This is a genomic window from Chlamydiales bacterium, from assembly GCA_041395025.1.
Classification (GTDB): domain Bacteria; phylum Chlamydiota; class Chlamydiia; order Chlamydiales; family JAAKFR01; genus JAJACP01.
On the sequence record JAWLBH010000001.1, the window covers coordinates 668,665 to 690,947 of the forward strand.

At 37.6% G+C, this 22,283-nt stretch carries 23 protein-coding genes; 5 read left to right on the top strand and 18 right to left on the bottom strand.

All coding sequences use genetic code 11. The features are described from left to right. The first annotated feature begins 2 nt into the window (after nt 1-2). The 3 genes from R3E91_03050 to R3E91_03060 are packed head-to-tail and all read left to right on the top strand — an operon-like array spanning nt 3 to nt 3,817. The gene (locus R3E91_03050; protein ID MEZ5315173.1) at nt 3-1,097 is read left to right on the top strand and encodes a rod shape-determining protein; all 1,095 of its coding nucleotides are present in this window, start codon (nt 3-5) and stop codon (nt 1,095-1,097) included. A 1-nt stretch (nt 1,098) separates the two neighbouring features. After that, entirely contained in the window at nt 1,099-2,898 is a 1,800-nt protein-coding gene (locus R3E91_03055; protein ID MEZ5315174.1) for a phosphoenolpyruvate carboxykinase (GTP), read from the top strand. Beyond that, nucleotides 2,891-3,817: a 3',5'-cyclic-nucleotide phosphodiesterase gene (locus tag R3E91_03060; GenBank protein MEZ5315175.1), complete on the top strand. Its 927-nt coding sequence runs from the start codon at nt 2,891-2,893 to the stop codon at nt 3,815-3,817. The genes R3E91_03055 and R3E91_03060 overlap by 8 nt, the downstream gene beginning before the upstream one ends. A gap of 5 nt (nt 3,818-3,822) precedes the next feature. Here R3E91_03060 and R3E91_03065 read toward each other — a convergent pair whose 3' ends face one another. From R3E91_03065 to R3E91_03095, 7 genes are all read right to left on the bottom strand, one after another. Next, nucleotides 3,823-4,206, bottom strand: a complete 384-nt coding sequence (locus R3E91_03065; protein ID MEZ5315176.1) for a hypothetical protein — start codon at nt 4,204-4,206, stop codon at nt 3,823-3,825. A 147-nt stretch (nt 4,207-4,353) separates the two neighbouring features. Further along, nucleotides 4,354-5,355, bottom strand: a complete 1,002-nt coding sequence (locus R3E91_03070; GenBank protein ID MEZ5315177.1) for an NAD(P)H-dependent glycerol-3-phosphate dehydrogenase — start codon at nt 5,353-5,355, stop codon at nt 4,354-4,356. Continuing rightward, nucleotides 5,352-6,710: a UTP--glucose-1-phosphate uridylyltransferase gene (locus R3E91_03075; GenBank protein MEZ5315178.1), complete on the bottom strand. Its 1,359-nt coding sequence runs from the start codon at nt 6,708-6,710 to the stop codon at nt 5,352-5,354. The genes R3E91_03070 and R3E91_03075 overlap by 4 nt, the downstream gene beginning before the upstream one ends. Further along, the gene (locus R3E91_03080; protein ID MEZ5315179.1) at nt 6,676-7,116 is read right to left on the bottom strand and encodes a flagellar export protein FliJ; all 441 of its coding nucleotides are present in this window, start codon (nt 7,114-7,116) and stop codon (nt 6,676-6,678) included. The genes R3E91_03075 and R3E91_03080 overlap by 35 nt, the downstream gene beginning before the upstream one ends. 54 nt (nt 7,117-7,170) lie before the next feature. Beyond that, nucleotides 7,171-8,469 (bottom strand): FliI/YscN family ATPase, encoded by a 1,299-nt coding sequence (locus R3E91_03085; GenBank protein ID MEZ5315180.1) that lies wholly within the window; start codon nt 8,467-8,469, stop codon nt 7,171-7,173. Then, nucleotides 8,466-9,083: a FliH/SctL family protein gene (locus R3E91_03090; protein MEZ5315181.1), complete on the bottom strand. Its 618-nt coding sequence runs from the start codon at nt 9,081-9,083 to the stop codon at nt 8,466-8,468. Before R3E91_03090 ends, R3E91_03085 begins: the two co-directional genes overlap by 4 nt. Then, nucleotides 9,070-10,230, bottom strand: coding sequence for a hypothetical protein (locus R3E91_03095; GenBank protein ID MEZ5315182.1), 1,161 nt, complete (start codon nt 10,228-10,230; stop codon nt 9,070-9,072). Before R3E91_03095 ends, R3E91_03090 begins: the two co-directional genes overlap by 14 nt. A gap of 122 nt (nt 10,231-10,352) precedes the next feature. Between R3E91_03095 and R3E91_03100 the strand changes: the two genes are divergently transcribed. Further along, nucleotides 10,353-11,459, top strand: coding sequence for a glycosyltransferase (locus R3E91_03100; protein ID MEZ5315183.1), 1,107 nt, complete (start codon nt 10,353-10,355; stop codon nt 11,457-11,459). A 28-nt stretch (nt 11,460-11,487) separates the two neighbouring features. Here R3E91_03100 and R3E91_03105 read toward each other — a convergent pair whose 3' ends face one another. The 11 genes from R3E91_03105 to R3E91_03155 all read right to left on the bottom strand — a co-directional run bounded on the left by R3E91_03105 (nt 11,488) and on the right by R3E91_03155 (nt 21,277). Continuing rightward, nucleotides 11,488-12,513 (bottom strand): zinc-binding dehydrogenase, encoded by a 1,026-nt coding sequence (locus R3E91_03105; GenBank protein ID MEZ5315184.1) that lies wholly within the window; start codon nt 12,511-12,513, stop codon nt 11,488-11,490. Nucleotides 12,514-12,767: 254 nt separating this feature from the next. Beyond that, complete coding sequence (locus tag R3E91_03110; protein ID MEZ5315185.1) at nt 12,768-13,613, bottom strand: sugar nucleotide-binding protein; 846 nt, start codon at nt 13,611-13,613, stop codon at nt 12,768-12,770. After that, nucleotides 13,589-14,251, bottom strand: a complete 663-nt coding sequence (locus tag R3E91_03115) for a class I SAM-dependent methyltransferase (protein ID MEZ5315186.1) — start codon at nt 14,249-14,251, stop codon at nt 13,589-13,591. The genes R3E91_03110 and R3E91_03115 overlap by 25 nt, the downstream gene beginning before the upstream one ends. Nucleotides 14,252-14,326: 75 nt before the next feature. Then, the gene (locus R3E91_03120; protein ID MEZ5315187.1) at nt 14,327-15,316 is read right to left on the bottom strand and encodes a GDP-mannose 4,6-dehydratase; all 990 of its coding nucleotides are present in this window, start codon (nt 15,314-15,316) and stop codon (nt 14,327-14,329) included. A 9-nt stretch (nt 15,317-15,325) separates the two neighbouring features. Next, nucleotides 15,326-16,387, bottom strand: coding sequence for a transketolase C-terminal domain-containing protein (locus R3E91_03125; protein ID MEZ5315188.1), 1,062 nt, complete (start codon nt 16,385-16,387; stop codon nt 15,326-15,328). Next, entirely contained in the window at nt 16,380-17,273 is an 894-nt protein-coding gene (locus tag R3E91_03130) for a thiamine pyrophosphate-dependent dehydrogenase E1 component subunit alpha (GenBank protein MEZ5315189.1), read from the bottom strand. Before R3E91_03130 ends, R3E91_03125 begins: the two co-directional genes overlap by 8 nt. Nucleotides 17,274-17,275: 2 nt before the next feature. Beyond that, on the bottom strand, nt 17,276-17,428 hold the full coding sequence (locus R3E91_03135) for a hypothetical protein (protein ID MEZ5315190.1): 153 nt from the start codon (nt 17,426-17,428) through the stop codon (nt 17,276-17,278). 48 nt (nt 17,429-17,476) lie between these two features. Further along, on the bottom strand, nt 17,477-18,787 hold the full coding sequence (locus tag R3E91_03140) for an adenylyltransferase/cytidyltransferase family protein (protein MEZ5315191.1): 1,311 nt from the start codon (nt 18,785-18,787) through the stop codon (nt 17,477-17,479). Next, a complete protein-coding gene (locus R3E91_03145) occupies nt 18,745-19,338 on the bottom strand; it encodes an SIS domain-containing protein (GenBank protein ID MEZ5315192.1) in 594 nt (197 codons plus the stop codon). Before R3E91_03145 ends, R3E91_03140 begins: the two co-directional genes overlap by 43 nt. Then, nucleotides 19,320-20,309 carry a GDP-mannose 4,6-dehydratase gene (locus tag R3E91_03150; GenBank protein MEZ5315193.1) on the bottom strand — a complete coding sequence of 330 codons (990 nt, stop codon included), beginning with the start codon at nt 20,307-20,309 and terminating at the stop codon, nt 19,320-19,322. The genes R3E91_03145 and R3E91_03150 overlap by 19 nt, the downstream gene beginning before the upstream one ends. Then, on the bottom strand, nt 20,306-21,277 hold the full coding sequence (locus R3E91_03155) for an SDR family oxidoreductase (protein ID MEZ5315194.1): 972 nt from the start codon (nt 21,275-21,277) through the stop codon (nt 20,306-20,308). Before R3E91_03155 ends, R3E91_03150 begins: the two co-directional genes overlap by 4 nt. Nucleotides 21,278-21,347: 70 nt before the next feature. Between R3E91_03155 and R3E91_03160 the strand changes: the two genes are divergently transcribed. Beyond that, nucleotides 21,348-22,205 carry a glycosyltransferase family 2 protein gene (locus R3E91_03160; GenBank protein ID MEZ5315195.1) on the top strand — a complete coding sequence of 286 codons (858 nt, stop codon included), beginning with the start codon at nt 21,348-21,350 and terminating at the stop codon, nt 22,203-22,205. Nucleotides 22,206-22,283 lie beyond the last annotated feature (78 nt).

A 22,283-nucleotide genomic window follows, 5' to 3' on the forward strand; every position in this document is an offset into this window, starting at 1 on the left:
ATATGTTAAATCGGAGCCACCCTGGGATTAAAGCCCTTTTGGAAACAATACGTAAAAAAGCATTCAAAAGATTTGATAAATTTTTCAATTTCTTTTCGAGTGATATTGGGATCGACTTAGGAACAGCAAATACCTTAGTTTATGTCAGGGGGAAAGGGATCGTTTTAAGTGAGCCTTCAGTCGTTGCTGTTGACTCTCAAACCAACGAAGTCTTAGCCGTAGGTCATAAAGCAAAGGCGATGTTAGGTAAGACACCGAGAAAAATTCATGCTGTACGCCCAATGAAAGATGGGGTAATTGCAGATTTTGAAATTGCAGAAGGTATGCTCAAAGCGCTTATTAAAAGAGTGACTCCTGCTCGATCTCTATTCCGTCCAAAAATTTTGATTGCAGTACCTTCAGGCATTACTGGCGTTGAAAAACGCGCAGTGGAAGATTCCGCTCTTCATGCTGGAGCTCAAGAAGTCATTCTCATCGAAGAGCCGATGGCTGCAGCGATTGGTGTAGATCTTCCTGTTCATGAACCTGCTGCAAGCATGATTATTGATATAGGAGGAGGAACCACAGAGATTGCCATTATCTCTTTAGGTGGAATCGTTGAGTCGCGTTCATTAAGAATTGCTGGAGATGAATTTGATGAATGTATCATCAATTATATGCGTCGTACGTATAATCTGATGATTGGTCCTAGAACAGCTGAAGAGATTAAAATCACCATTGGTTCAGCTTTTCCTTTGGGCGATAAAGAACTAGAAATGGAGGTTAGGGGGCGTGATCAAGTGGCTGGTCTTCCGGTGACAAAACGCATCAATTCAGTAGAAATTCGTGAGTGTCTTGCAGAACCGATACAACAAATTATTGAATGCGTCAGATTGACTCTGGAAAAATGCCCTCCTGAACTCTCTGCTGACCTTGTCGAACGAGGGATGATCCTCGCTGGTGGAGGGGCGATGATTAAAAGTCTTGATAAAGCACTGACAAAAAATACTGGACTTTCTGTGATTATTCCTCCCTATCCACTATTAGCAGTTTGTATGGGAGCGGGAAAAGCTCTCGACCATATAGAAAAATTTAAAAAGCGTAAAGCCATGATCTAATATGTTCGAAATCTCGAAACACTCAAAGCTAAGAAATTGGATCCAAAAAATGATTCAATTAACTCAACCTGCGCATATCCATCTTTGTGATGGAAGCGAAGAGGAGTACCAAACTCTCTGCGAGAAGATGGTAAAAAATGGAACTTTTATCCGTTTAAATCCTCTAAAACGACCAAATAGCTTTCTAGCTTGTTCTCATCCAGATGATGTGAGTCGCGTCGAAGGATCTACATTTATCTGTTCAAAAGACAAAGGGGATGCGGGTCCAACAAATCATTGGGCCCCACCTGCAACAATGAAAAAAAAACTACTCTCTCTTTTCAGAGGCTGTATGCGAGGACGGACTCTGTATATTATCCCCTATAGTATGGGGCCTTTAGGATCAAATATTGCACAAATAGGTGTTGAGTTAACAGATTCACCCTATGTTGTTTGTAATATGAAGATTATGACACGTATGGGGAAAGAGGTCCTGGATTTGTTAAAAGATAATGGAAGTTTTATTCCTGGCTTACATAGTGTTGGAGTCCCTCTAAAAGAGGGCCAAAAAGATCTTCCTTGGCCTTGTAATCCCCAAAACACACACATTGTTCATTTTCCAGAAACCCGAGAAATTTGGTCATATGGAAGTGGGTATGGAGGGAATGCTCTACTCGGAAAAAAATGTTTTGCTCTTCGGATTGCTTCAGTTATGGCTCGTGATGAGGGATGGCTAGCTGAGCATATGTTAATCGTGGGAGTCACAAATCCTGAAGGGGAAAAAAAATATTTTGCAGCTGCTTTCCCCAGTGCATGTGGAAAAACTAATTTAGCAATGATGCAATCTTCTCTACCCGGATGGAAAATCGAATGTATTGGAGATGACATTGCATGGATGAAATTTGCAAAAGATGGAACACTACGTGCAATTAATCCAGAGGCTGGTTTTTTTGGTGTTGCTCCAGGTACCTCGACTCAATCTAATCCAAATGCTTTAGCAACCTGTGCGAAAAATGCCATTTTTACCAATGTAGCTCTGACTCGTGAGAGAGATGTCTGGTGGGAAGGAATGACTGAACATCCTCCCTCTCCACTGACTGACTGGCTCGGTCATACAGAATGGACTCCTGCAAATAAGACTCCTGCTGCTCATCCTAACTCACGATTCACAGCTCCTGCAAAACAATGCCCTGTCATAGATCCTGGTTGGGAAGATCCTGCTGGCGTCCCGATTTCAGCAATTATTTTTGGAGGAAGACGTAGCACGCTCATCCCTCTGGTATATGAAGCATTTGATTGGGATCATGGAGTCTATATTGGATCGAGTATCTCGTCTGAAATGACGGCGGCTGCGACTGGTGTAGTCGGAAAGTTACGCCATGACCCCTTCGCTATGCTTCCCTTTTGTGGATATAACATGGGAGATTACTTTCGCCATTGGCTCTCTTTCAATCAAACAGAATCAAGACAACTTCCTAAAATCTATTCTGTGAATTGGTTTAGAAAGTCTGCTGATGGAAGATTTCTCTGGCCTGGTTTTGGGGAAAATATTCGTGTATTGAAATGGATATTCGAAAGGACAGAAGGGGTAGCAAATCGACAAAAAAGTCCTATTGGATATCTACCTAAACTAGAAGGATTTGACTTTTCAGACCTCTCAATTTCAGAAGCAAATCAACAAGCTCTTTTTCAGATTGATCGAGAAGAATGGTTACGAGATACACAATCTATGCGTCATTATCTCTCACAATTTGACCACAATCTGCCTCAAGGCATTCTCGATCAATTAGATCAACTCGATCATAGACTGAAAGATGAGTGAAGTTTTTCAAGTGATTGTCATGGGCTGTACAGGAGGCCCCTTCGAAGGCAATCTTTCTGGATATCTCCTTTCTCCTATCGATAAAACAGAATGGATTGCTTTAGATGCAGGAACGCTTCTTAGTGGAATCCATATCGCTATATTAAAAAACCATCTTGATCTAACTCTGTTTTCCAATTCTGCATTGACTCCTGCTGGAGAAATGTTATTGGAACATATAAAAGCCTTTTTGATTTCTCATGCTCATCTGGATCACATTGCTGGTTTAATCCTAAATTCTCAAATTGATACTTCGAAATATATTTTAGGAACGGATTCTACAATTGATCATCTTCGAGATCACATTTTTAATGGAGAGATTTGGCCTAATTATGGAAGCGAAGGGTCTCAACCTATTCTAGGAAAATATCAATATGTACGTCTTCCTCTTTTCAAAACCCTCCCCATCCCCAATACAACAATGCAGGTAGAAAGTTACTTACTAAATCATCCTGGAGGCTACCCATCAACTGCTTTCCTCATTGAATATCAAGGAAATTATCTCCTCTATGTTGGAGATACCTCTTCAGATGCTCTAGAAGGAGAAAAACACTTAACCTTTCTCTGGAAGCGCATTGCTCCTCTAATTGAGAGAGGGCAGTTTAAAGGGATGTTTCTTGAAAGTTCTTATTCTCAAAATGCAGCTAACAAGGTCTTATTTGGTCACCTAAACCCTAAATTAACTTTGCTTGAATTACATCGCTTAGCCAGTTTTGTAGACACTTCTTTAGAAGAATTAAAAATTATTATCACCCACTGTAAAGAAAGTATTAGACAAGGAGAAGAGACTCAAAAAATCATTAAAAAAGAATTAACCGATCTGAATGACTTAGGCGTTCAATTTATCTTTCCAGAGCAAGGAGATCGTATTCTCCTCTAAAATCTTTATGATCGTCTATTTAATATGCTAATTGCAAGACACTCGCAACATAAAGCAACGGTACTAATCCCAAAAATCGTTGCACTTACAGCAACATTTTCAGATTGACTTGCATCAGAAATTAAGCATCCCAATGAAGCTGTCGAAATAAATCCTGTAATAAATGTGGCTACCTTGACACAAGTATGTTTCATACAAGAAGTTTGCATATCATCTGTTGTACGAACAAGTCGTTCTTCATTCGCTCGGTTATGTGGAACAAAAAGATCTCCATTACCTGGTTTAAAATTTATTTGAAAATTATCATCATTCTTTCCCACTAATGTTTCGTTTAATAAATAGGAATTGTATTGATTCTGACTGGCAGTGCTAGTCAATGACGGTGTCATATTCTTTCTCCTTTCTTGTGGGTGAGATTGCGTGGTTTCTTCTTAATGACCTCCGAGATAGCTTAAAGAAGATTTAGCAGATTTTTTTGAGAAAAATGAAGAAATTTGACACTACTTCCCATGTTATCTCTTCTTAAAATCTAGCTACTAGAGATATTCTTCCTTGGTGACACGTTTTAGTAACCACTCTACTACCTGCTGGGGAGCCATTTTTTCGTAAACAATTTTATATACTGATTCAGTAATTGGCAATTGAATATGTGCTTTTTTCGCAATCTGCATTGCAGATAAACAGGTATATGTCCCTTCAACGACCATCCCGATTTGCTTTTTTGCTTTTTCACATTCCATTCCTTCAGCAATTAATCTTCCGAAACGGTAGTTACGGCTCAATTTTGAAAGACAAGTCACACACAGATCCCCCATTCCAGCAAGTCCATTAAGAGTCTCTGGTTTGCCTCCTTTGATGAGAGCGACTTTTCGGATCTCATGTAATCCCCGTGTCATTAGAGCAGCTTTTGCATTATCCCCAAAACCTATCCCATCAGAAATACCACAAGCAATTGCAATGATGTTTTTTAGAGCCCCACCAATTTCTACACCACGAATATCAAGATTAGGATAGACTCGAAATGTTGGTGTCGCAAATATTTCATGAATCAAAGGGATGATAGTGGGATCATAAGCACTACACACGACTGAAGTCGGGTGCCCCTGGAGCACTTCTTGTGCAATAGAAGGGCCACTAAGACAGCCAATTTGGGGTTTATGACTCTCTCCAAGGATTTCAATCATCACATCTGTTAACAGCAACTCTGTATTTTGCTCAATTCCTTTAGACGTCAAGATAATAGGACAGTGAGGTACACCTATCTCTTTGACTTTTTCAAAGACGGGTCGAATTCCTGCAGAAGTGACTCCTTCAACAATGAGATCTTTCCCATGGATGACTTTTTTAATATCAGTCGTAAAAGAGAGGCGATCTGGAATTCGATATCCCTTAAGCTTGGGATGCTCTCTTTGTTTTTGCATATGGATAACAGCTGCTTCTTCGATGGTCCAAGAAGTCACCTCATATCCTTTTGTCGCAAGAAGAGAAGCAAGAGAATATCCCCAAACACCAGCTCCTAAATACCCAATTTTTTTCATTCTATATCCTTAATGTAATCATAATTCGGTAAGGGCTTCCCTCTCCAGGATTTTAAGAAGCTATCTGTTGGATAGTAGAAAGAAGGAGAGAGCTCAAAAACCGTCTTATTTGGCTTAATTCCTGTTAAAGAGGTATATCTCTTTCTATCCGCATTCAAAAGTGCTTTTTTAACACTCTCTCTACTATCTTCTCCCGTCAAATTTTTCAGGGGAGCAAAGACAATATCTCGTGGATAAAGCAAAGCTTCACAATGATCAGCGAAAGGGAGTAGATCAAAGATAAACTCCTCAAATTTCCATGAATCAGTTTGATCATATCCAACCTCTGCTCGCCAATGTCTAACGATTTTTTTTGTTCGGTGAAGAGGGAGGGAAAGATGCCCAATACGCTTGATAAAAGACATTGAAAAACTATATAAACCTAAATTAATAGTGGTGTGGGTCAGTTGATTTTTTTCTGCTTCTGTTAGCTCAAAATATTCTAGAATGCGAATTTTACCATTTACCTTAACCACTCTGCCAACTTTTTCTTCAAGATCATGAGCAGACCCCACTTTAATGACAACATCACTCCTCATCCTCTGTTGAAAACCAAATAGTTCATGGTCATAAGGCAGGGCTAACGGATTATCCACAGGGATGACATTCACCATTTCAATTCCCATTTCTTCCCATTTTTGCCAAAGACCGACTTCAATGAAGCGATGGAAAACCCCTCCATTTCCATTTGGACCAAAAGCAATTGTATCAGGATTTTCTAAAAACACATGGCCGTCTAAATTCAAAAAAGGCCACATCCGTTGACAAAAAAATGTCACCTGACCAGGATCAAGTCCAAAAAACCCATTACGAATAAAATAATATTCTGTTTCAAAGTGATTAAATGGAGAGGTCATAATTGCGACTTGTAAAGCAGTGCCTACTTGTATAGAAGCTGCTTGAATTTTTTCTGCAAGAAGTTGAAAAAGAGTTTTTTTCTTTATATTTGTAATTGGGCAGCATCCCTTAGGACCTTGAAAATTTAGACGAGACCCTTGTCCTCCTGCTAAAATAAGACAAGCACACCGTCCTTCCTTCATGGCCTCTTTCCCTGATTGATAATCTGCTTCGTTACCTGAGAAAAAATCAGGTATGAACCTCTCAAAAGGGAGCTTATGTGTGTGGGATTGGAGTAGATGGGCTTTTTGATGCTTTAAGAGAGCCTTGTCAAGATGGGTAATCGATCTGAGAAGATTGCTCTGTTGCACCTGATTTAAACCAGACCAATGATCGATGAGCCCACTTTCGTCAATTGCGCTGAGTTTATTTCTAGCCTCTTTCTCACTTAAAAGGGGAATGGTTAGCAGTCTTTTCATCTAAAAGGCTCTCTTCCCTTTGCTCGATTTCAACGCGCCAATCAGTGTAGTGGTTTTCCTTTATCTTTTCGATGATTTTTCTGCCTTGTACCATTTTCTTAAGCTGTTCCTTTTTCTCTGTGATTTGTTTATCTTGAAGACTAAGGACTTCTTGAGTTTGGGAAAAAGAGGTATTAAGATAATGAAGAAGTTGAGAATAGGTCTCTTCCAAGCCATATTCTTTTGCTTTTCTTTTTATGGTAATCTCTTTAATCAAAGCAGCCATCTGCTTCTCAAGCGATACTGATTTTGCTTGGAGACTAGTTTGTTTTTGCTCCATATAAGCGAGTTCTCTTTGTGTACGTCTTTCTCGAGTTTTATGTAATTTGAGAAGAGTTTCTAGCCTAAAGAAAAACTTTTTCATCATCCAAGTATTGACTCCATGCAAAATAAAAAAAATATTTATTCATTTTTTGAAAAGTTAGATACATAATACTGACTTACTTATCTCAAATGTCACTCTCTCATCCACCTTTTGCTGTAATTTTTTGTTGATCACATCTATTTGCTTTACAGCTTCATCGATGTTGGGATTAGAACCAGGAACATAGGCTCCTAAATTGATGAGCTCTTCAGCTTCTCGATAAGTATGGAGAAGATGACGTATTTTTCCTGCTTTTTCTTGTTGATCGCTATCAGTGACAGCATGCATTAAACGAGAAAGGGAACGTAAGACATCGATAGGAGGAAAATGGTGAGAAGCAGCAAGTTCAGAGGAAAGTTGGATATGTCCATCAAGCAAAGAACGCATTTGGTCAGGAATAGGATCATGAATTTCATTCTCTTCAGATAAAATTGTATAGATCCCTGTAATTGAACCTTTTTCGCTATTTCCTACCCGTTCCAATAAGCGTGGAAGACTAGCAAATACAGAAGGAGTGTACCCTCTTGTCGTTGGAGGTTCACCAATTGCTAATCCAATCTCCCTTAATGCCATGGCATAACGAGAGACTGAATCCATCATGAGAATAACATGGTGACCTAAATCTCGAAAATATTCAGCGATTGCAGTCGCCACATCTGCACCTTGACTACGCAGTAAAGCAGCTTGATCAGAAGTAGCCACGACAACCACAGAGCGAGCGAGTCCTTCAGTGCCTAATTCTTTTTCAATAAATTCACGTACTTCTCTCCCACGTTCTCCAATTAAGGCAATGACATTAATATCCGCCTGAGACATTCTGGCAATCATTCCCATTAAAGTGGATTTTCCAACACCTGGAGAAGAAAAAATCCCTACTCGCTGTCCTTTGCCTAGAGTACATAAAGCATCGATGACCTTCACTCCTGTTGGAAGGGCTTCTGTAATAAGTTTGCGACTTAGAGGATGAGGTGGTGATGCAAGGACAGGGTAAAGTGTTTCAGTAAATAGAAGACCTTTCCCATCGATAGGACGACCTAGAGCATCAAGAATTCTACCACACAGATTTTTAGATAAAGCAATCTGATGCACCTCTTCTGTAGGATAGACTTCTGCTCCTGGGGCAATATGAGTAGAATCTCCAAAAGACATCAAAAGAACTTTCTGATCTTTAAACCCCACAACTTGGCAAAGGATTCTCTCCCTTTTTCTACTATAAATATAGCAAAGTTCACCAACAAAAACCTCTGGACCGATCGATTTAATTAATAATCCAATGACTTGTGTCACTCTTCCACTAATACGAGGAGAATGTCTTTTTTTAGCTAAAGAGATTTCTTTTTTAAAAAACTGATTCAATGGTTTAATACCTTTTCTTGGAAATTTGCTAACTCTCTCGAAATGTCATAATTTAGTAAGCCAGTTTTTGTCTCAATCCGACAATCTCCTTGACGCATCAATGGATCTGAAGTAAATCGAATATGCTTGATTTCTCTTTTATCATATTGAATTTTATCAAAGCTTTTATCGAGCATCATAAAATCTTCAGAAGACAGCACAATGTGAACGACATCATTTTTTAAAGAAGGTGTTGTAGAATTAAGCAAAGAATTGATCAACTGGACAAGACTGTCTGGATCATTTAATTCTTTACGAATCACACGTTCACAAATTGCGATGATGAATTCAATAATTTCAGGTTTGATTAGATCTAAAAGATGATTTTTTTGTTCTAAAATTTTATGAGCCATTTTTTGTAAAAGATGGAGAAATGATTGGTTTTCATCCAAAGCTTTTTGATAGCCTATTCTCTCTCCTTTTTCATGACCATTTTGAAAGGCTTTCTTACACTCTTCTTCAATAAGATTGGTGAATGCTTCATGATTTGATTGAATCAGTTCTCCATTTGGAGAGAGCATAGCAACTTGCTCTACCTTTTCTCCTCTTATAATTCCAATATTAATTGCTTTCATACTCAATCTCGGATAGATACTTAAAAATTTCTTCTTGTAATTCTTGAGGAAAGAAAGTGATTAATTTTTCAGCTCGAATAGGCTCTAAATATGAAAGCATCAATGCAATTGTTTGTGGATCCTCATTTTCGATAGATTCAGCGAGTTTCTGAATATCAATTCGAGTCATCACTCGGAATAGATTATCTTCTTGTTTTTGTTTAGAATATTTACGAAAAAAGGGATAGAGAGCAGCAAGAATGAGTAAACTGGTCAGGAGAATCACAATCACTCCTATATAGCTCTTGCTCTCTTGATTGTGAATAAGGAGTTTCTTCTCTTTCTCAAAAGAAAAGAGGCTGACTTTAATATGAGAGGGAATGTCATATCCAAGAAGAATCGTATGAATTTGATTTTCGATATCTGTCAAAAATTTCTCAAATTCTTGGTCAATTACTACAACAACTGAAAGGGAATAAGGTTGCTCTTTCCCTCTTTCCATACCCGCTTGAACTGAGGAAATATATCGACCTTTCCCAATAAGAAAAGCTAAAAGCATTTCTATTTTTTGATTGAGATGCTCTTCAAATACTAAAGCAGCATTAGAAAGTAATTCTTCCTGTCCTTCTGGATCTATGGCTGTATAAAGTTTTCCTTTCGTATCAGAAATCGCAATCATATTTGGCTCTAAACCATGAACAGCACCTGCCAAATGATAAATCACTGCCCTTAACTGAGAACTAGAAAGGATGGCTTCAGGATTTAATTCAAGGATCACTGAGGCTTTGGTTTTATGAGAAGAACCTCCAAAGCTTCTTACAGGAGGCATATCGAGAATCACATTGGCATTTTTAATTTGCTCAAATTCTACTAAATCTCGCTCAAGCTGTCCTTTTAAAGCACGCATCTCTAGTACTTGCAGTTCTTTATCTCCTTTAATCCATGTATTGGTATCGAAAAGCTCAAATCCTCTAGGAGTCGTGATAGAATCAAAAGTTTGTTCTTCTTCCACAAAGAGAGATTTCTCAACGTGTCTTGAAGAAGCTCTAATCATGAGATAACCTAAAAATGCTAAGATAAAAAAAATCACCAATACTACCGTGATTTTTTGTACTGGTCGGATTTGTTTCCAAATTGCACGCAGTTGTATTTCAATTTCTTTCATCATTTTTTTTTGATATCGCAATATTCCATAACAATAAGGAATATAAACGATCACCTGAAAAGGGATTCTAATATTTTTTAAAACTGACTATTCTAAGCTCTAGCAGAAAAATGAAAATTTGACAAATGCGGATTGTTTATCCTTATAACGAAATCCTCCCTAAAAATAGAGCCCATGATCTTTATATTTTTGATGAATGCGCTGCCTTAGCGAATATTGGCTTTGATGTCTCTCTTTTATGCGGAAAAGGAGGAATGAAGAATCAAGATCTTTTCAAACATTACTCGGTTTCTAAAGATACCTTTAATATTAAAAGGATTCCAATTATTCGAAAAAATCATCTTTTTAAATTTAGTTGGAACGCTTTATTTTTTTTCTTGTCTCAAAGAGTGATTAAACAGATTAAACCGCATTGGGTATTTTTAAGTGTTTATAAACAAGGAATCTATCACTTAAAACATAAAATCCCTAATACCCGTTATGTTTACGAAGTCCATGAACTGACTTTCTATCCATATATGAAAACCCTTCCTAATCTCTTCTTTCGAGAAAAAGAAATGCTAAATCGAGCAGATTTAATTACAGTGACTACACAGGCTCTCAAGGAGATCCTTCTCGCTCCCCCTTATGACCAGCTTCTCCCAATTGAAGTTGTTCCTTTAGCAGTGAAAAAAACCCCTCTTGCTTTTCCTATCAAACATTCTGATAAATTAATGATTACATATATTGGTCAATTATATCCTGAACAAGGAGTAGAAAATCTGATTCGAGCCATTGAACCTATTGAAGGAATACATTTAAAAATTATTGGAGGAGAAGCAAATGAGATTCTCGACATGAAAAAAATTGTGACTCATCTAAATATAAGTCATAAAGTTGATTTTCTCGGTTTTATCTCTCCTGACCTACTTTCAGAAATTGCAACAGAGGCTGATGTCTTTGTGGCTCCATTTCATCCCTTAGGGCGTATGCCCTATGTAGCTCATATGAAATTATATGAGTATGCAAAATGGGGACGTCCAATTGTCGCACCAAATCTACCTATTGTCCGGGAACACTTTAATCGTGGATTACTCTTTTTTGAACCAGGAAAGATCGACTCGCTATCTGATTGTATCGAAAAACTCAAAGAAAAGACCCTACGTGATAAATTGCAAAAAGAGATCTCTCTATATAGAGATCAGTTCAATTGGCAATCACGTGCAATGCATTATCAAGATCTTTTAAGATGATTAAATCCCATCTTAAGCAGATAACACTTCAACTACAACGTACGAGTCCTCGCCCTACCAAATCCGATTCTAAATCAGATATTAGCTCATTGATATGAATAAGGGGAACTTCATGAGTAATTAGACAACTTAGATCTATCCGACCCTTAAGATAGAGATCGACATAATAGGGAACATCTCTATCTATGTTACTATTGCCTCCCCAAGTCCCTATCATCTTTTTTCCACAAATCAGTTCAAAAGGATCGATCGAGATTGACTCTCCTTGACTGAGATTTCCTGCTAATACACAGAGACCCCCTTGGACTTTTAGGGAGCGAAAAGCTTGTTCCATAGCTTGACGCTGTCCAGCAGATTCCAAGACATAATCAACCCCTTCTCCTGAAGTAATTTCAAAAATCGCAGACACAGGATCTCGGTGAAGTGCATTTATGAGATGAGTGGCACCACAGTTAGATGCGCGTATCAACTTCGATTCATTAATATCAATCGCAATCCTAAGGCTGGCTCTTGCGTCTTTTGCCATTAATAATGCACTTAATCCCACACCTCCTGCACCAAAAAAAGCAAATGAACTGCCAGCTTCTAACTGCATCTCATTTTTTACGACTCCTCCTCCTGTAGGAAGAGTACAACCAAGAAGAGCCGCTTCTCGTAAAGGCATTTTGTGAGGAATGGGAACCACCCGATTTTCTGAGATCACTGCATGAGTCATAAAAGTACTGATTGCTCCCGAATTCACAATCCCATACTTACATTGTGAAATATCGGCCCCCTGGCCTTTAATCCATGAAAGGACAACTCTATCTCCTTCCTTAACTTTTTTGACATCAGGACCAATGGCTTCTACAACCCCAGATCCTTCATGTCCCAAAGTATGAGGAATAAATCTATCGTACCCTTTTAAACCATGAATTTCATTGAGCTGAGTGCGACAAAATCCACTATAGGCAATTTTAACTAAGACTTGTCCAGATTGGAGAAAAGGGATCTCTAAATCCCAGATTTCAAGAGGAGCGTTTTGCTTGTTCAATACAGCAGCTTGAGTTTTCATCTATTGACCTGTTGATTGTTCAATCTAGCCAGTTCATTAAATCCAGTCTTCATCAATCCGAATGAATTAAGCAAGAAGATGGCCTCAAGGTTTTTCTCGTTTCCTAAGATAGGAAAAAAATATCCATCACTTCTCACCTAAAAAATTGATCCTATAAAACTTTAATGCAATATCTATTTTTTAAATAGCATTTGATCCACTTTGATGAAAAACGTGGAATAATAAGAATATGAAAATGATCTACTCTTTCTTGGTTATCTCTTATGCTGATCCACAACTATTTGTAATCCTTCTTCCCATGGCATTGTAGAAAAAAGAGAAGCTAAATTGACTTGATTTGGTCGTTGATACGAGCTTTTTAAATCTTTTAAAAGAATTTTCGTGACTAAGTTTCCATCGACACCTAGCATAGATGCAGCTCTTTTTGCCATCTCAAAACGACTCGCATATGTTGGACCTGTTAAGTTGAAAATCCCTCTCTCACCATTGTGCATCAGTTGCTCAACTATTTTGACGATCTCATGGACTGCAATAGGTGATAAGATTTGATCCGATGCCATTCTTATTTTCTTATTGCTTAATAGATTAAATACAATTTCATCAAAAAAAGTGCGATCCCCCTTCTCTAATCCATAAACTTTACTCAAACGTATTACAAGACCGTTTAAATCTAAAGCACGCTGCTCTAATTCTGCCTTCTGTCTACCATATTCATTGAGAGGGGAAGGAGGAGAATCAGAAGTATATAATGACTGAGTACCATCAAAGACATAATCTGTCGAAAAAAAAATAGGAATAATCCCTTTTTTCTTAAAAAACATTCCGAGTTTAATAGGTCCCTCAACATTGCATTGATAACTATGCTTTCGATCTATTTCACATGATTCTGGATGACTAATGGCTGCAGTAATCATTGCATATCTATAGCTAGAAAGAGGAAAATTGAGAACAGGATCATGAAGATCTAATAAAAAAAACCCCTCTTGAGAAAGATGATGAGTCCCAATTAAATCAGGAAAAAAAGGAAGAAAATGACGAAAAAAATATCTGCCAATAAACCCTTTAGCCCCAATGATCAGGGGCTTAATGGAATGAACCAATAGTAATCTCCTGTGTATCCCACATCATCAAATAAAGCTTTCCACTCATCAACGTGTAAAATTGTTTGCGCAGTCAAATTCCAATCAAATATCGATGCTTTTTCCTTTTCATTACGGTAGGCATCTACCGTAATGAAACTATTTTTTTTACTCACCCGCTCAATTTCTCTCAAAGCTTGTTTTAGATCTTCAATCTCTAAATTGTGGATAGTATTGATTGCAACTACTAGATCAAATGTATCATCTTCAAAAGGAAGAGAGCGTGCATCTCCTACTTCTAAATACTCTCTGACTTCTTTTTTACCATGATCGATTGCATATTTTGAAATATCAATTCCTTTCACAGAAATTCCGTGAATCAACTGACTGAAATCATATAACATAAATCCTTTTGCACAACCAATGTCAAGAACTTTGGATTGAGAAGAAAGTCGGTAATAGGCTTGAAATGCAGGAACAACAGGTTGCCAGAAACGCGGTTGATAAAAAAATCCTCCATACCCATGTTTACGATCTCCATCAAAAAAATCTTTCCCAAACTTCCGAGCAATTTTTCTATCTTCTTCAGTTTTCATCAAACCACGTGCTTTCAGATCACGTTTTATTTTAGGATAATCCTTGAGTAAATCTATTTCCATCCAAAACCTTCCAACTTTTCTTTATAAATATGCACCCATCTCAACCTTGTACCTATTTTCTCAGAATGAAAAATACTACTCCTTATGCAAATATTCCAAAGGCTCTTGCTTAATCTCTTCAAAATGATTTTCTAACCAATTTACTGTTTGATCGAGACCTTTTTCTAGAGAAATAGAAGGATACCATTCTAGTTCTTCTCTAGCCTTTTTTGAGTCAATTGTATAGATCCCATCTTGACCTATCCTCTCTGGGACTCTATCAATGACGTCTTCAAAGATCAATCCTAGTCGTTTTGCGAGCTGACCTACAATCTCTTTAATTGCCACTCCCTTATCAGGAGAAAGATGGTAGATTTCACCCAAACGTCCTCTTTCCATAGCTAAAAGCTCACCATGTGAAATATCTCTGACATGTATGTAGGATTTGACTGCTATACCTCCTCCTTGAAGAGGAATTTTTTTACCTTGTTTCATATAAATAATAGAACGAGGAATAATTTTAAAAAGTTGTTGATGAGGACCATATACATTGGTCGCACGAATGATAACTAACGGAAAATTCCAATTCTTTACAAAGGTAAAAAGAGAGAGATCTGCAGCTGCTTTTGAAGCTGCATAGGGTGTCGTAGGATTCAAAGGAGCGTTCTCTGTAATAAACCCCTTGCATGTCCCATAAACCTCAGGGGAAGAAATATGAAGATATTTTTTAAGGCAGGTCTGGTCTTTAATGAGATTAATCAACTTGGTTAATGCTACTACATTGGTTTGAAACCAATGGTGAGGGTGATCCCAACTTGGTGCTACTTCACTCTGAGCAGCAAAATTTACAATATATTCAGGTCGGAATTGTTTAAATAGAAGAGTAAATTTCTCTAAATCCTTATTAAGATCGATTTGATGAAATTGAAAATGTTTAAGGTGATGCCTTTTATAAGGAAGGAATAAACTTTTTTTCTCAGGTGAACGACTGATCCCCATGACTTCATAATGGCCTTGTTCTAAAAGCAGATCGATAAAATCGCTGCCAGAAAATGCATTGCTTCCAATTACGATGACTTTTTTCATATTTGCTCTCTAAAATGGTCCTGTAAATAGTGCATCTGGCACATCCATCGGAATTTCGTTTTTTACTTTAATCCTAGCTTCTACATGTTGATGACTTGGTCGATTCATCATTTCTAAAGCTGCAATGACTATCTCTTTATCAGTTGGATAATAATCATTTGCAAGTTTCCAGCTTGTTCCACAAAATTTATCGGGGTAGGTAATCCGCTTTGGAGGAGATTTAAGCACATCAAAAGCCTCTTCTAATAAGAGAGCCATAATCTCTGCTGAGATGCCACATGTTTTCCAATCATCATCGGCAATAATTGCTCGTCCTGTTTTTCGCACTGAAATAAGAATGGTTTTAGTATCAAGAGGTTTCAAACTTCTTAAATCAATCACTTCAACTGAAATCCCTTCAACTTCATCAAGAAACTGAGCAGCTTTATAGGCTTCTAAAGTCATATGAGCTGAAGCAATCAGGGTCAAATCTTCCCCTTTTCTTAAAATATTTGCCTGACCAATTGGTACACGATAGATCTCTGATGGAACATGACCTTGAATATGATGTAACCAACGGTGTTCAAGATATATAACGGGATGGTCATCTTCTACTGCAGAAATTAATAATCCTTTTGCATCATAAGCAGATGAAGGAACAACCACTTTTAAACCTGGAATATGAGCAAAAAAACTATGAAATGTTTGAGAATGTTGAGGTCCTTGTCCCCAACCTCTTCCAATAATTAAACGAATGACAAGAGGAACTGTCATCTGACTACCAAACATGAAATGCCATTTGGCTGCATTATTAATTAACTGATCAAGAGCCAGAAGAAAAAAATCGACACGTTGGTGAGTCATAATCGGACGCATCCCAACAAGAGCTGAACCAATTGCCACTCCTGTCATCGTATTTTCTGAGCAAGGCATATCCATAACACGCTTTACACCATATTTTTCTTGAAGACCAACTGTGGTTCCAAAAATCCCTTTTGGATCAGGGACACCAAGGCCCATCAAATAAACCCTTTCATCTGTGAGTAAGAGCTGGTCAGTTGCCTCTAAAATTGCCTCTTTAAAGTTAGTCATGCCTCTCTTCTATCTCTATCTTCGAAAAAGAGGCCATCTGGGCAAAAGCAAATGCATCTTCGATCTCTTTTTCAATAGGTTGACGATCAATATTAATGGCTTGAATTGGATCCCTTGCTTCCCAAAAAGCCCTCTCTTTTAAAGGTTGATAGGGATCGCGGTTTGGTCCACAGTGTTCACAAAAACGATAAGTTGAAAATTCTAAAAGCGCAGGTCCACCTCCAGAACGGATGTGATCGATCCCTTTTGCAGTCAAGCTCATGACTTCTTGCAAAGAATTTCCATTCCCTTTAAGAGCGAAAATATTATGAGCTTGAGCTAAATGAATAATACTTCTTTGAGGGGATTGCCTCACTTCTAAAGGAGAGTAAACAGAGTAGAGGTTATTTTCGCAGATAAATAAAACAGAAAGTTGTTTAAGAGCGGTAAAATTTAAGCTTTCACAAAACACCCCCTCTTCTGTCGACCCCTCACCAAAAAAAATCACAGTGATTCGATCTTCATTCTGCATTTTTGCTCCTAAAGAGATTCCTACTCCAATAGGAATCGTGCCTCCAACAATGGGAGTCGATCCCAAAAAACCGACTGCAAGATCGACTAAATGCATTGAACCCCCTCGACCTCGACAAGCTCCTGCTTCTTTCCCATAGATTTCAGCAAGCATACGTTTTAGACTCCCTCCTTTAGCAAGATAATGTGCATGGGCACGATGACCACTGACCGCATAATCTTTAAAAGATAAATAAGAGCAAACACCCACTGCAATCGCTTCCTGTCCAATACTCAGATGGACAGGACAACGCATTTCCTTTTCACAATAACGATGAGCGATTGCTTCTTCAATCATCCGAATTCTTACAATTTGATATTCTAAAGCACTTGTCATGGTCATTTCATTAATCTAGTAAGATATTTACATAGATCTACTTTATTTATTGCCTCTTTATTTCCAATGATTTGAATATCGATAGCTGCAGCAGCTGCACCAATAAATCCTCCAAGGAGAAGGGGATTTTTTCTAGCAGCAAATAGAGAAGCCACAGCAAAATAACTATCTCCAGCACCTACACGATCTATAGTCTGAGTGGTTCAAGCGGGAATCTCTATGGTAGGCTCTCCTTTTTGATAGAGATTCACCCCATTCACTCCTCGTGTAATTGAAACAGATGGGCATCCTAAAATAGAGGCAATATCTTCAACAACGATATCTAGACGCGATGTACGATCATGTGCAGCAAAACGCAATTCTATTTCATTTAAGGAAATAAAATCTGCTCGATGGTAATGTGTCACTACATTGTAACCACGATTCCCACTATTGATTTGTGTATTGATCGCTAGAAATGTTGATTGATCGCAAAGAGCATGGATAATACCCGGGTTGATAAAGCCATTGCCAAAATCACAGACCAAAATCAAATCATATTCAGATCCTCTATCATAGATTTTTTGAATTACCTCTTTTGTTTGTTTAGGAGATAAAAGAGGTTGATTAATTGAATAGGTCTCAAATAACTTATCAATTCTGTGACCATCTTTTAAAACATAGCGCCTTTTCTTTAAGGTAGGAAGATCTTCTAAATAGATAAAATCTCGATTGATATTTACGGCAAGATCTGAAAAAGATTCTCCATTTCCTACACCTGTAATAAGATCGACCTCTTTGACAAAGGTAGCAAGATGGTTAGCAATAATTAGAGATCCCCCTAAAAAAGATTCCTTGTCTTGTAAAACTGCTGAAAGCTGTGTCCCTTTCCCTGATTGACCAAGAAGATCTACATATTGGTATTCATCAATAATTGCATCGCCAACGACAAGAACTTTAGCATCATTGAGTTTCTCAATGCGATCAAGTACCTGAGAAAGAGAAAATCTCTTTTTAAATTGAGAAATAAAAGGAGCAATTCTAAAAGCATCAGTATCAAAAAAAAGATTGATTAATTTTGAAGAGCTAAATACCTCATCATCTGTGTAAAAAACTTTCCCACCATGAGCTTGAACAGCCTGTACTTCTTGAGAAATTTTCCCAGTTACATCGCTTCCATGGCTCGAATACTCCTGCCCCTTAACATAGAGATTTGGTTTGATCATTTCGATTAACGTGACTGCATCAGGAGCATTATTCAAAACAACAAGATCTACACATACAAGAGAGGCCATCTGTTCAAGGCGAAGTCTCTCTTTAAACGCAGGACGCCCTGGCCCTTTATTCACAAATTCATCTGGAGTAATCGAAACAATGAGTATGTCTCCTTGACTTTTTGCTGTTTGTAGGTGATGTATATGCCCAGGATGGAGTAAATCAAATACACCATGACAATGAATGATAGTATGCCCTTTCTTTTTTTCTTGAATAATTAGAGAGGCGATTTCGCTAAAAGATTTAATTTTTTCTTGCATCCGTAAAAGGTATCCACAATGCTATGTAAAAAAAAGAAATGAGCTGTTTCAACAAGCCCATAATCAGAACTATCCACCCAAAAATTCACATCACCTAACTGACGTAAAGGATTATTAACATGAAATCCAGTCAAAGTGACTGTCATCGCTTTCTTTTTCTTAGCAAGAGTGACGGCTGCAAGAATATTTTTGGATTCCCCTGAGCTAGAAATTGCAATAAGACAATCTTTTGATTTAAGCGTATAACTTAAGGGGATTTTATAGACATTTTCATATCCAAAGTCATTACTAAAACAGGTTAAAATCGCTGGATCAAAGAACCCAGCTGCTCGAATTCCAAGAGTACGTAAAAAATCTGTACAAAAATGAGAAGCAATCGCTGCACTCCCCCCATTGCCTATAAAATAGACAACTCCTTCAAGATGTGAGAGTTCTTCTAGAAAAAAATGAATGTTATTCAGTGCTTTATCTCCATCAATCTCTTCAAGATCTTTAGTATAAACAGTATGTTCAATCAAATTTTGTAATAATTTTAGACGTTTTTGGAACATAAGCAATCAAACCAACTTTTAGTTGCTTCTTGAATAGTTTTAGAATTCCAAAGAGGAAGATCTTTATACTCTTGAATTGCAGTTAACATGCGTGATACCCCTTCTTCAAACAGAACTTCTCCTTCCCAATTCAGTAAACGTTTGATTTTTGAGATATCCGCGCATGTACAATCAGGCTCGCCAGGGCGTTTCGGGAGATAGGTCACTTCTCCTCCTAACAATTCTACAAGAGCATTGATACTATAATCCTTTCCACTGCCAACATTAAAAACTTCACCAGAAATCCTACTAGAAGCAGCTTGGACAAATGCTCGAGCTACATCAGTGACATAAATAAAATCACGACTTTGAGTTCCATCTCCAACGACTGTAAAGGGCATTTTATGAGCCTTTTGAGTAAGAAAGACACTAAAAACAGCTCCATAGGCATTTGTTGCACGTGAACGCAACCCATAAACATTAAACAAACGCAAGCTAATTGCAGGGATATGATAGACCTTTTCCCAATGAAGGACTAATTTTTCTCCCAAATATTTTGTTAATGCATAGGGATATTCTGGAGAGATTTGAGCTGTTTCGGGAGTGGGGTAAAGAGTTGGAATCCCATAACAAGAAGAAGAGGCAGCATAAATCAAGCGCTTTACATTAGCATTGCGTAGACATTCAAGAAGATTAAATGTGCCATGGACATTTACTTCGTAGTAAAGACGAGGATTTGCAACGGAAGGCACAATATCAGCAACTCCAGCTAAATGAAAGACCCAATCGACTCCTTGAAAAAGGGTAGAATCAAGTGCACAAATATCCTTCTTATGAAAAAAGAAGTTGGGATGGTTTTTGACTTTATCTAAATTTTCAAGCCGTCCTGAATGCAAATTATCAATCACCATCACTTCATGTTCTAGTTCAAGAAGTAATTCCGTCAAATAGCTTCCAATAAATCCGGCTCCTCCAGTTACAATAGCTTTCATTTTAAATTTAACTCATTCATCGTTTTTACATTAAAATACCGCTTATCTTTTAAAGAATTAGGAAGTTTTCCTGATCTAAAAGCATCAATTAAGCTTTGTATCGCATCTTCGATACTTCTTAGTGGAATAAAACGTAGCTTTTTGTGAATTTTAATTGACGAAACATGATAGGAGCGATGATCCCTCGTGGGAAGAATTTCCATTCTACATCCTTTAACAGATTGTGAGACAAGCTCACCAATTTCTCTCACAGTATGGTTATGATAGCTGACATTAAATACCTCTCCCTGGATCTCATTTTTAGGTGCATTTAAGACCACTAAATAGGCATCTACCATGTCATCAATATGGAGATTGGGACGCATTTGAGAGCCTCCCAAGATTTTAATCTTATGTTCATGATAAGCATGATTCGTAAGAATATTGACAACTACATCTAAACGTTGACGAGGTGCATACCCACACACTGTGGCTGGACGAAGAACGGTACAAATAAATGTGTCATCCATATATTTGAAAAGAATTTGTTCGCAAGCAGCTTTAAATCTGGAATAATCTGTTAATGGCTCAAGCAACACCTCTTCAGTCACATCAAGCTCTGATTTAATTCCATATACCGATGAAGAAGAGGCATAAATAAAATGACCAACCTTGTTCTCTTTTGCTATTTTGACAAGAGGCTCAAATGCATCAAAGTTAATCGATTTCCCAAGGATCGGATTAAGCTCAAAACTGGGATCATTAGAGATACACGCCAAATGGATGACATGACTACATCCTTGAATCGATTTTTCAACTAATCCTAAATCTCGAATATCTCCTTTAATTTGATGCAATTTTGGATGAGATTCAAGCACATTGCCATAAAGATAAAGATCTAAAACAACAACTTCATATCCCTTTTTAAGAAGGGCTGGCACCAATTTTGAACCCACATATCCAGCACCTCCAGTCACAAGGACTTTCATGACAAACCTATTTTTAAATTTTAGGATCTGGTATAGATTTCTAGTGGATTCTTTTCAAGAAAAAGGAGATATGGAGCCTAATCTTTCAATCTTTATCCCTTGCTATAATTATGGAAAATATCTATCCGAATCTATCGATTCCGTTTTAAGTCAGAATTATTCTCAATACGAAATCCTCTTAATTGATGATGGATCAACTGATGAAACAGCAAAACTCGGTCAGTCTTATTCAGATAAATATCCTCACATTTTTTATATCCGTAATCCTCGTAATCTAGGTCTATTTGAGACCTGTAAAATCGCTCTGAAAAGAGCGAGGGGTGCATATTTTCACTTTTTTAGTGCTGATGATCGTTATCTTCCTGGATTTCTTTCTAAATCGATGGGAATGCTAAAAGAGCATCCTCATTTAAATCTAGTTTGTTCCACTGTGAGTTACTTTGATGATGGCTCACCAGATATTCGATTTAATCCTCTTATCCCTAACTGCTCAAAAAATACTATTTTTAATCAGGAAGAGTTACTGAGACTAATCCATAAGACCGATTTCTTTGTTCCCGGGACGTCTTGTATTGTCAGAAGAAATTTGATTGATCATTATGGAGGGTTTGACCCCAAATTAGAAAATATTGCTGATTGGTTTCTGTTTCATAAAATTGCCTTTTCTGAAGGGTTAGGCTATCTCCCTGATACACTGATTAGTATGCGTGTCCATGAGACGACGCTGACAAATATGGTGAAAAAAAATAAACATCGTCGTCGTGCGACTTTTCATAGACTCCTTGATCATCTCCTTGGAGATCAAGAACTGAGAAAAAAATTTATCTACGGAGGGTTATTAGATTTTGTCTTTCGAGATTTAAAATGGAAACTCTATTTATACCCTAAATATCTCCCTTATTGGAAATATATTAGATCTCATCAGTAGAATTCAGAGGAACAATGTATTCCTCAATAGGGGGAAAACTCAAATCATCTCCAAACTTTTTCGATACCTGCTGTCTAT

Coding starts and splice junctions, on each gene's coding strand:
- R3E91_03095 (MEZ5315182.1), bottom strand. CDS start 10,230: ATGATGAAAGAAATTGAAATACAACTGCGTGCAATTTGGAAACAAATC.
- R3E91_03120 (MEZ5315187.1), bottom strand. CDS start 15,316: ATGAAAAAAGTCATCGTAATTGGAAGCAATGCATTTTCTGGCAGCGAT.
- R3E91_03050 (MEZ5315173.1), top strand. CDS start 3: ATGTTAAATCGGAGCCACCCTGGGATTAAAGCCCTTTTGGAAACAATA.
- R3E91_03075 (MEZ5315178.1), bottom strand. CDS start 6,710: ATGAAAAGACTGCTAACCATTCCCCTTTTAAGTGAGAAAGAGGCTAGA.
- R3E91_03115 (MEZ5315186.1), bottom strand. CDS start 14,251: ATGGAAATAGATTTACTCAAGGATTATCCTAAAATAAAACGTGATCTG.
- R3E91_03105 (MEZ5315184.1), bottom strand. CDS start 12,513: ATGAAAACTCAAGCTGCTGTATTGAACAAGCAAAACGCTCCTCTTGAA.
- R3E91_03130 (MEZ5315189.1), bottom strand. CDS start 17,273: ATGACAAGTGCTTTAGAATATCAAATTGTAAGAATTCGGATGATTGAA.
- R3E91_03125 (MEZ5315188.1), bottom strand. CDS start 16,387: ATGACTAACTTTAAAGAGGCAATTTTAGAGGCAACTGACCAGCTCTTA.
- R3E91_03100 (MEZ5315183.1), top strand. CDS start 10,353: ATGCGGATTGTTTATCCTTATAACGAAATCCTCCCTAAAAATAGAGCC.
- R3E91_03060 (MEZ5315175.1), top strand. CDS start 2,891: ATGAGTGAAGTTTTTCAAGTGATTGTCATGGGCTGTACAGGAGGCCCC.
- R3E91_03150 (MEZ5315193.1), bottom strand. CDS start 20,309: ATGAAAGCTATTGTAACTGGAGGAGCCGGATTTATTGGAAGCTATTTG.
- R3E91_03065 (MEZ5315176.1), bottom strand. CDS start 4,206: ATGACACCGTCATTGACTAGCACTGCCAGTCAGAATCAATACAATTCC.
- R3E91_03155 (MEZ5315194.1), bottom strand. CDS start 21,277: ATGAAAGTCCTTGTGACTGGAGGTGCTGGATATGTGGGTTCAAAATTG.
- R3E91_03070 (MEZ5315177.1), bottom strand. CDS start 5,355: ATGAAAAAAATTGGGTATTTAGGAGCTGGTGTTTGGGGATATTCTCTT.
- R3E91_03055 (MEZ5315174.1), top strand. CDS start 1,099: ATGTTCGAAATCTCGAAACACTCAAAGCTAAGAAATTGGATCCAAAAA.
- R3E91_03090 (MEZ5315181.1), bottom strand. CDS start 9,083: ATGAAAGCAATTAATATTGGAATTATAAGAGGAGAAAAGGTAGAGCAA.
- R3E91_03140 (MEZ5315191.1), bottom strand. CDS start 18,787: ATGCAAGAAAAAATTAAATCTTTTAGCGAAATCGCCTCTCTAATTATT.
- R3E91_03145 (MEZ5315192.1), bottom strand. CDS start 19,338: ATGTTCCAAAAACGTCTAAAATTATTACAAAATTTGATTGAACATACT.
- R3E91_03160 (MEZ5315195.1), top strand. CDS start 21,348: ATGGAGCCTAATCTTTCAATCTTTATCCCTTGCTATAATTATGGAAAA.
- R3E91_03080 (MEZ5315179.1), bottom strand. CDS start 7,116: ATGATGAAAAAGTTTTTCTTTAGGCTAGAAACTCTTCTCAAATTACAT.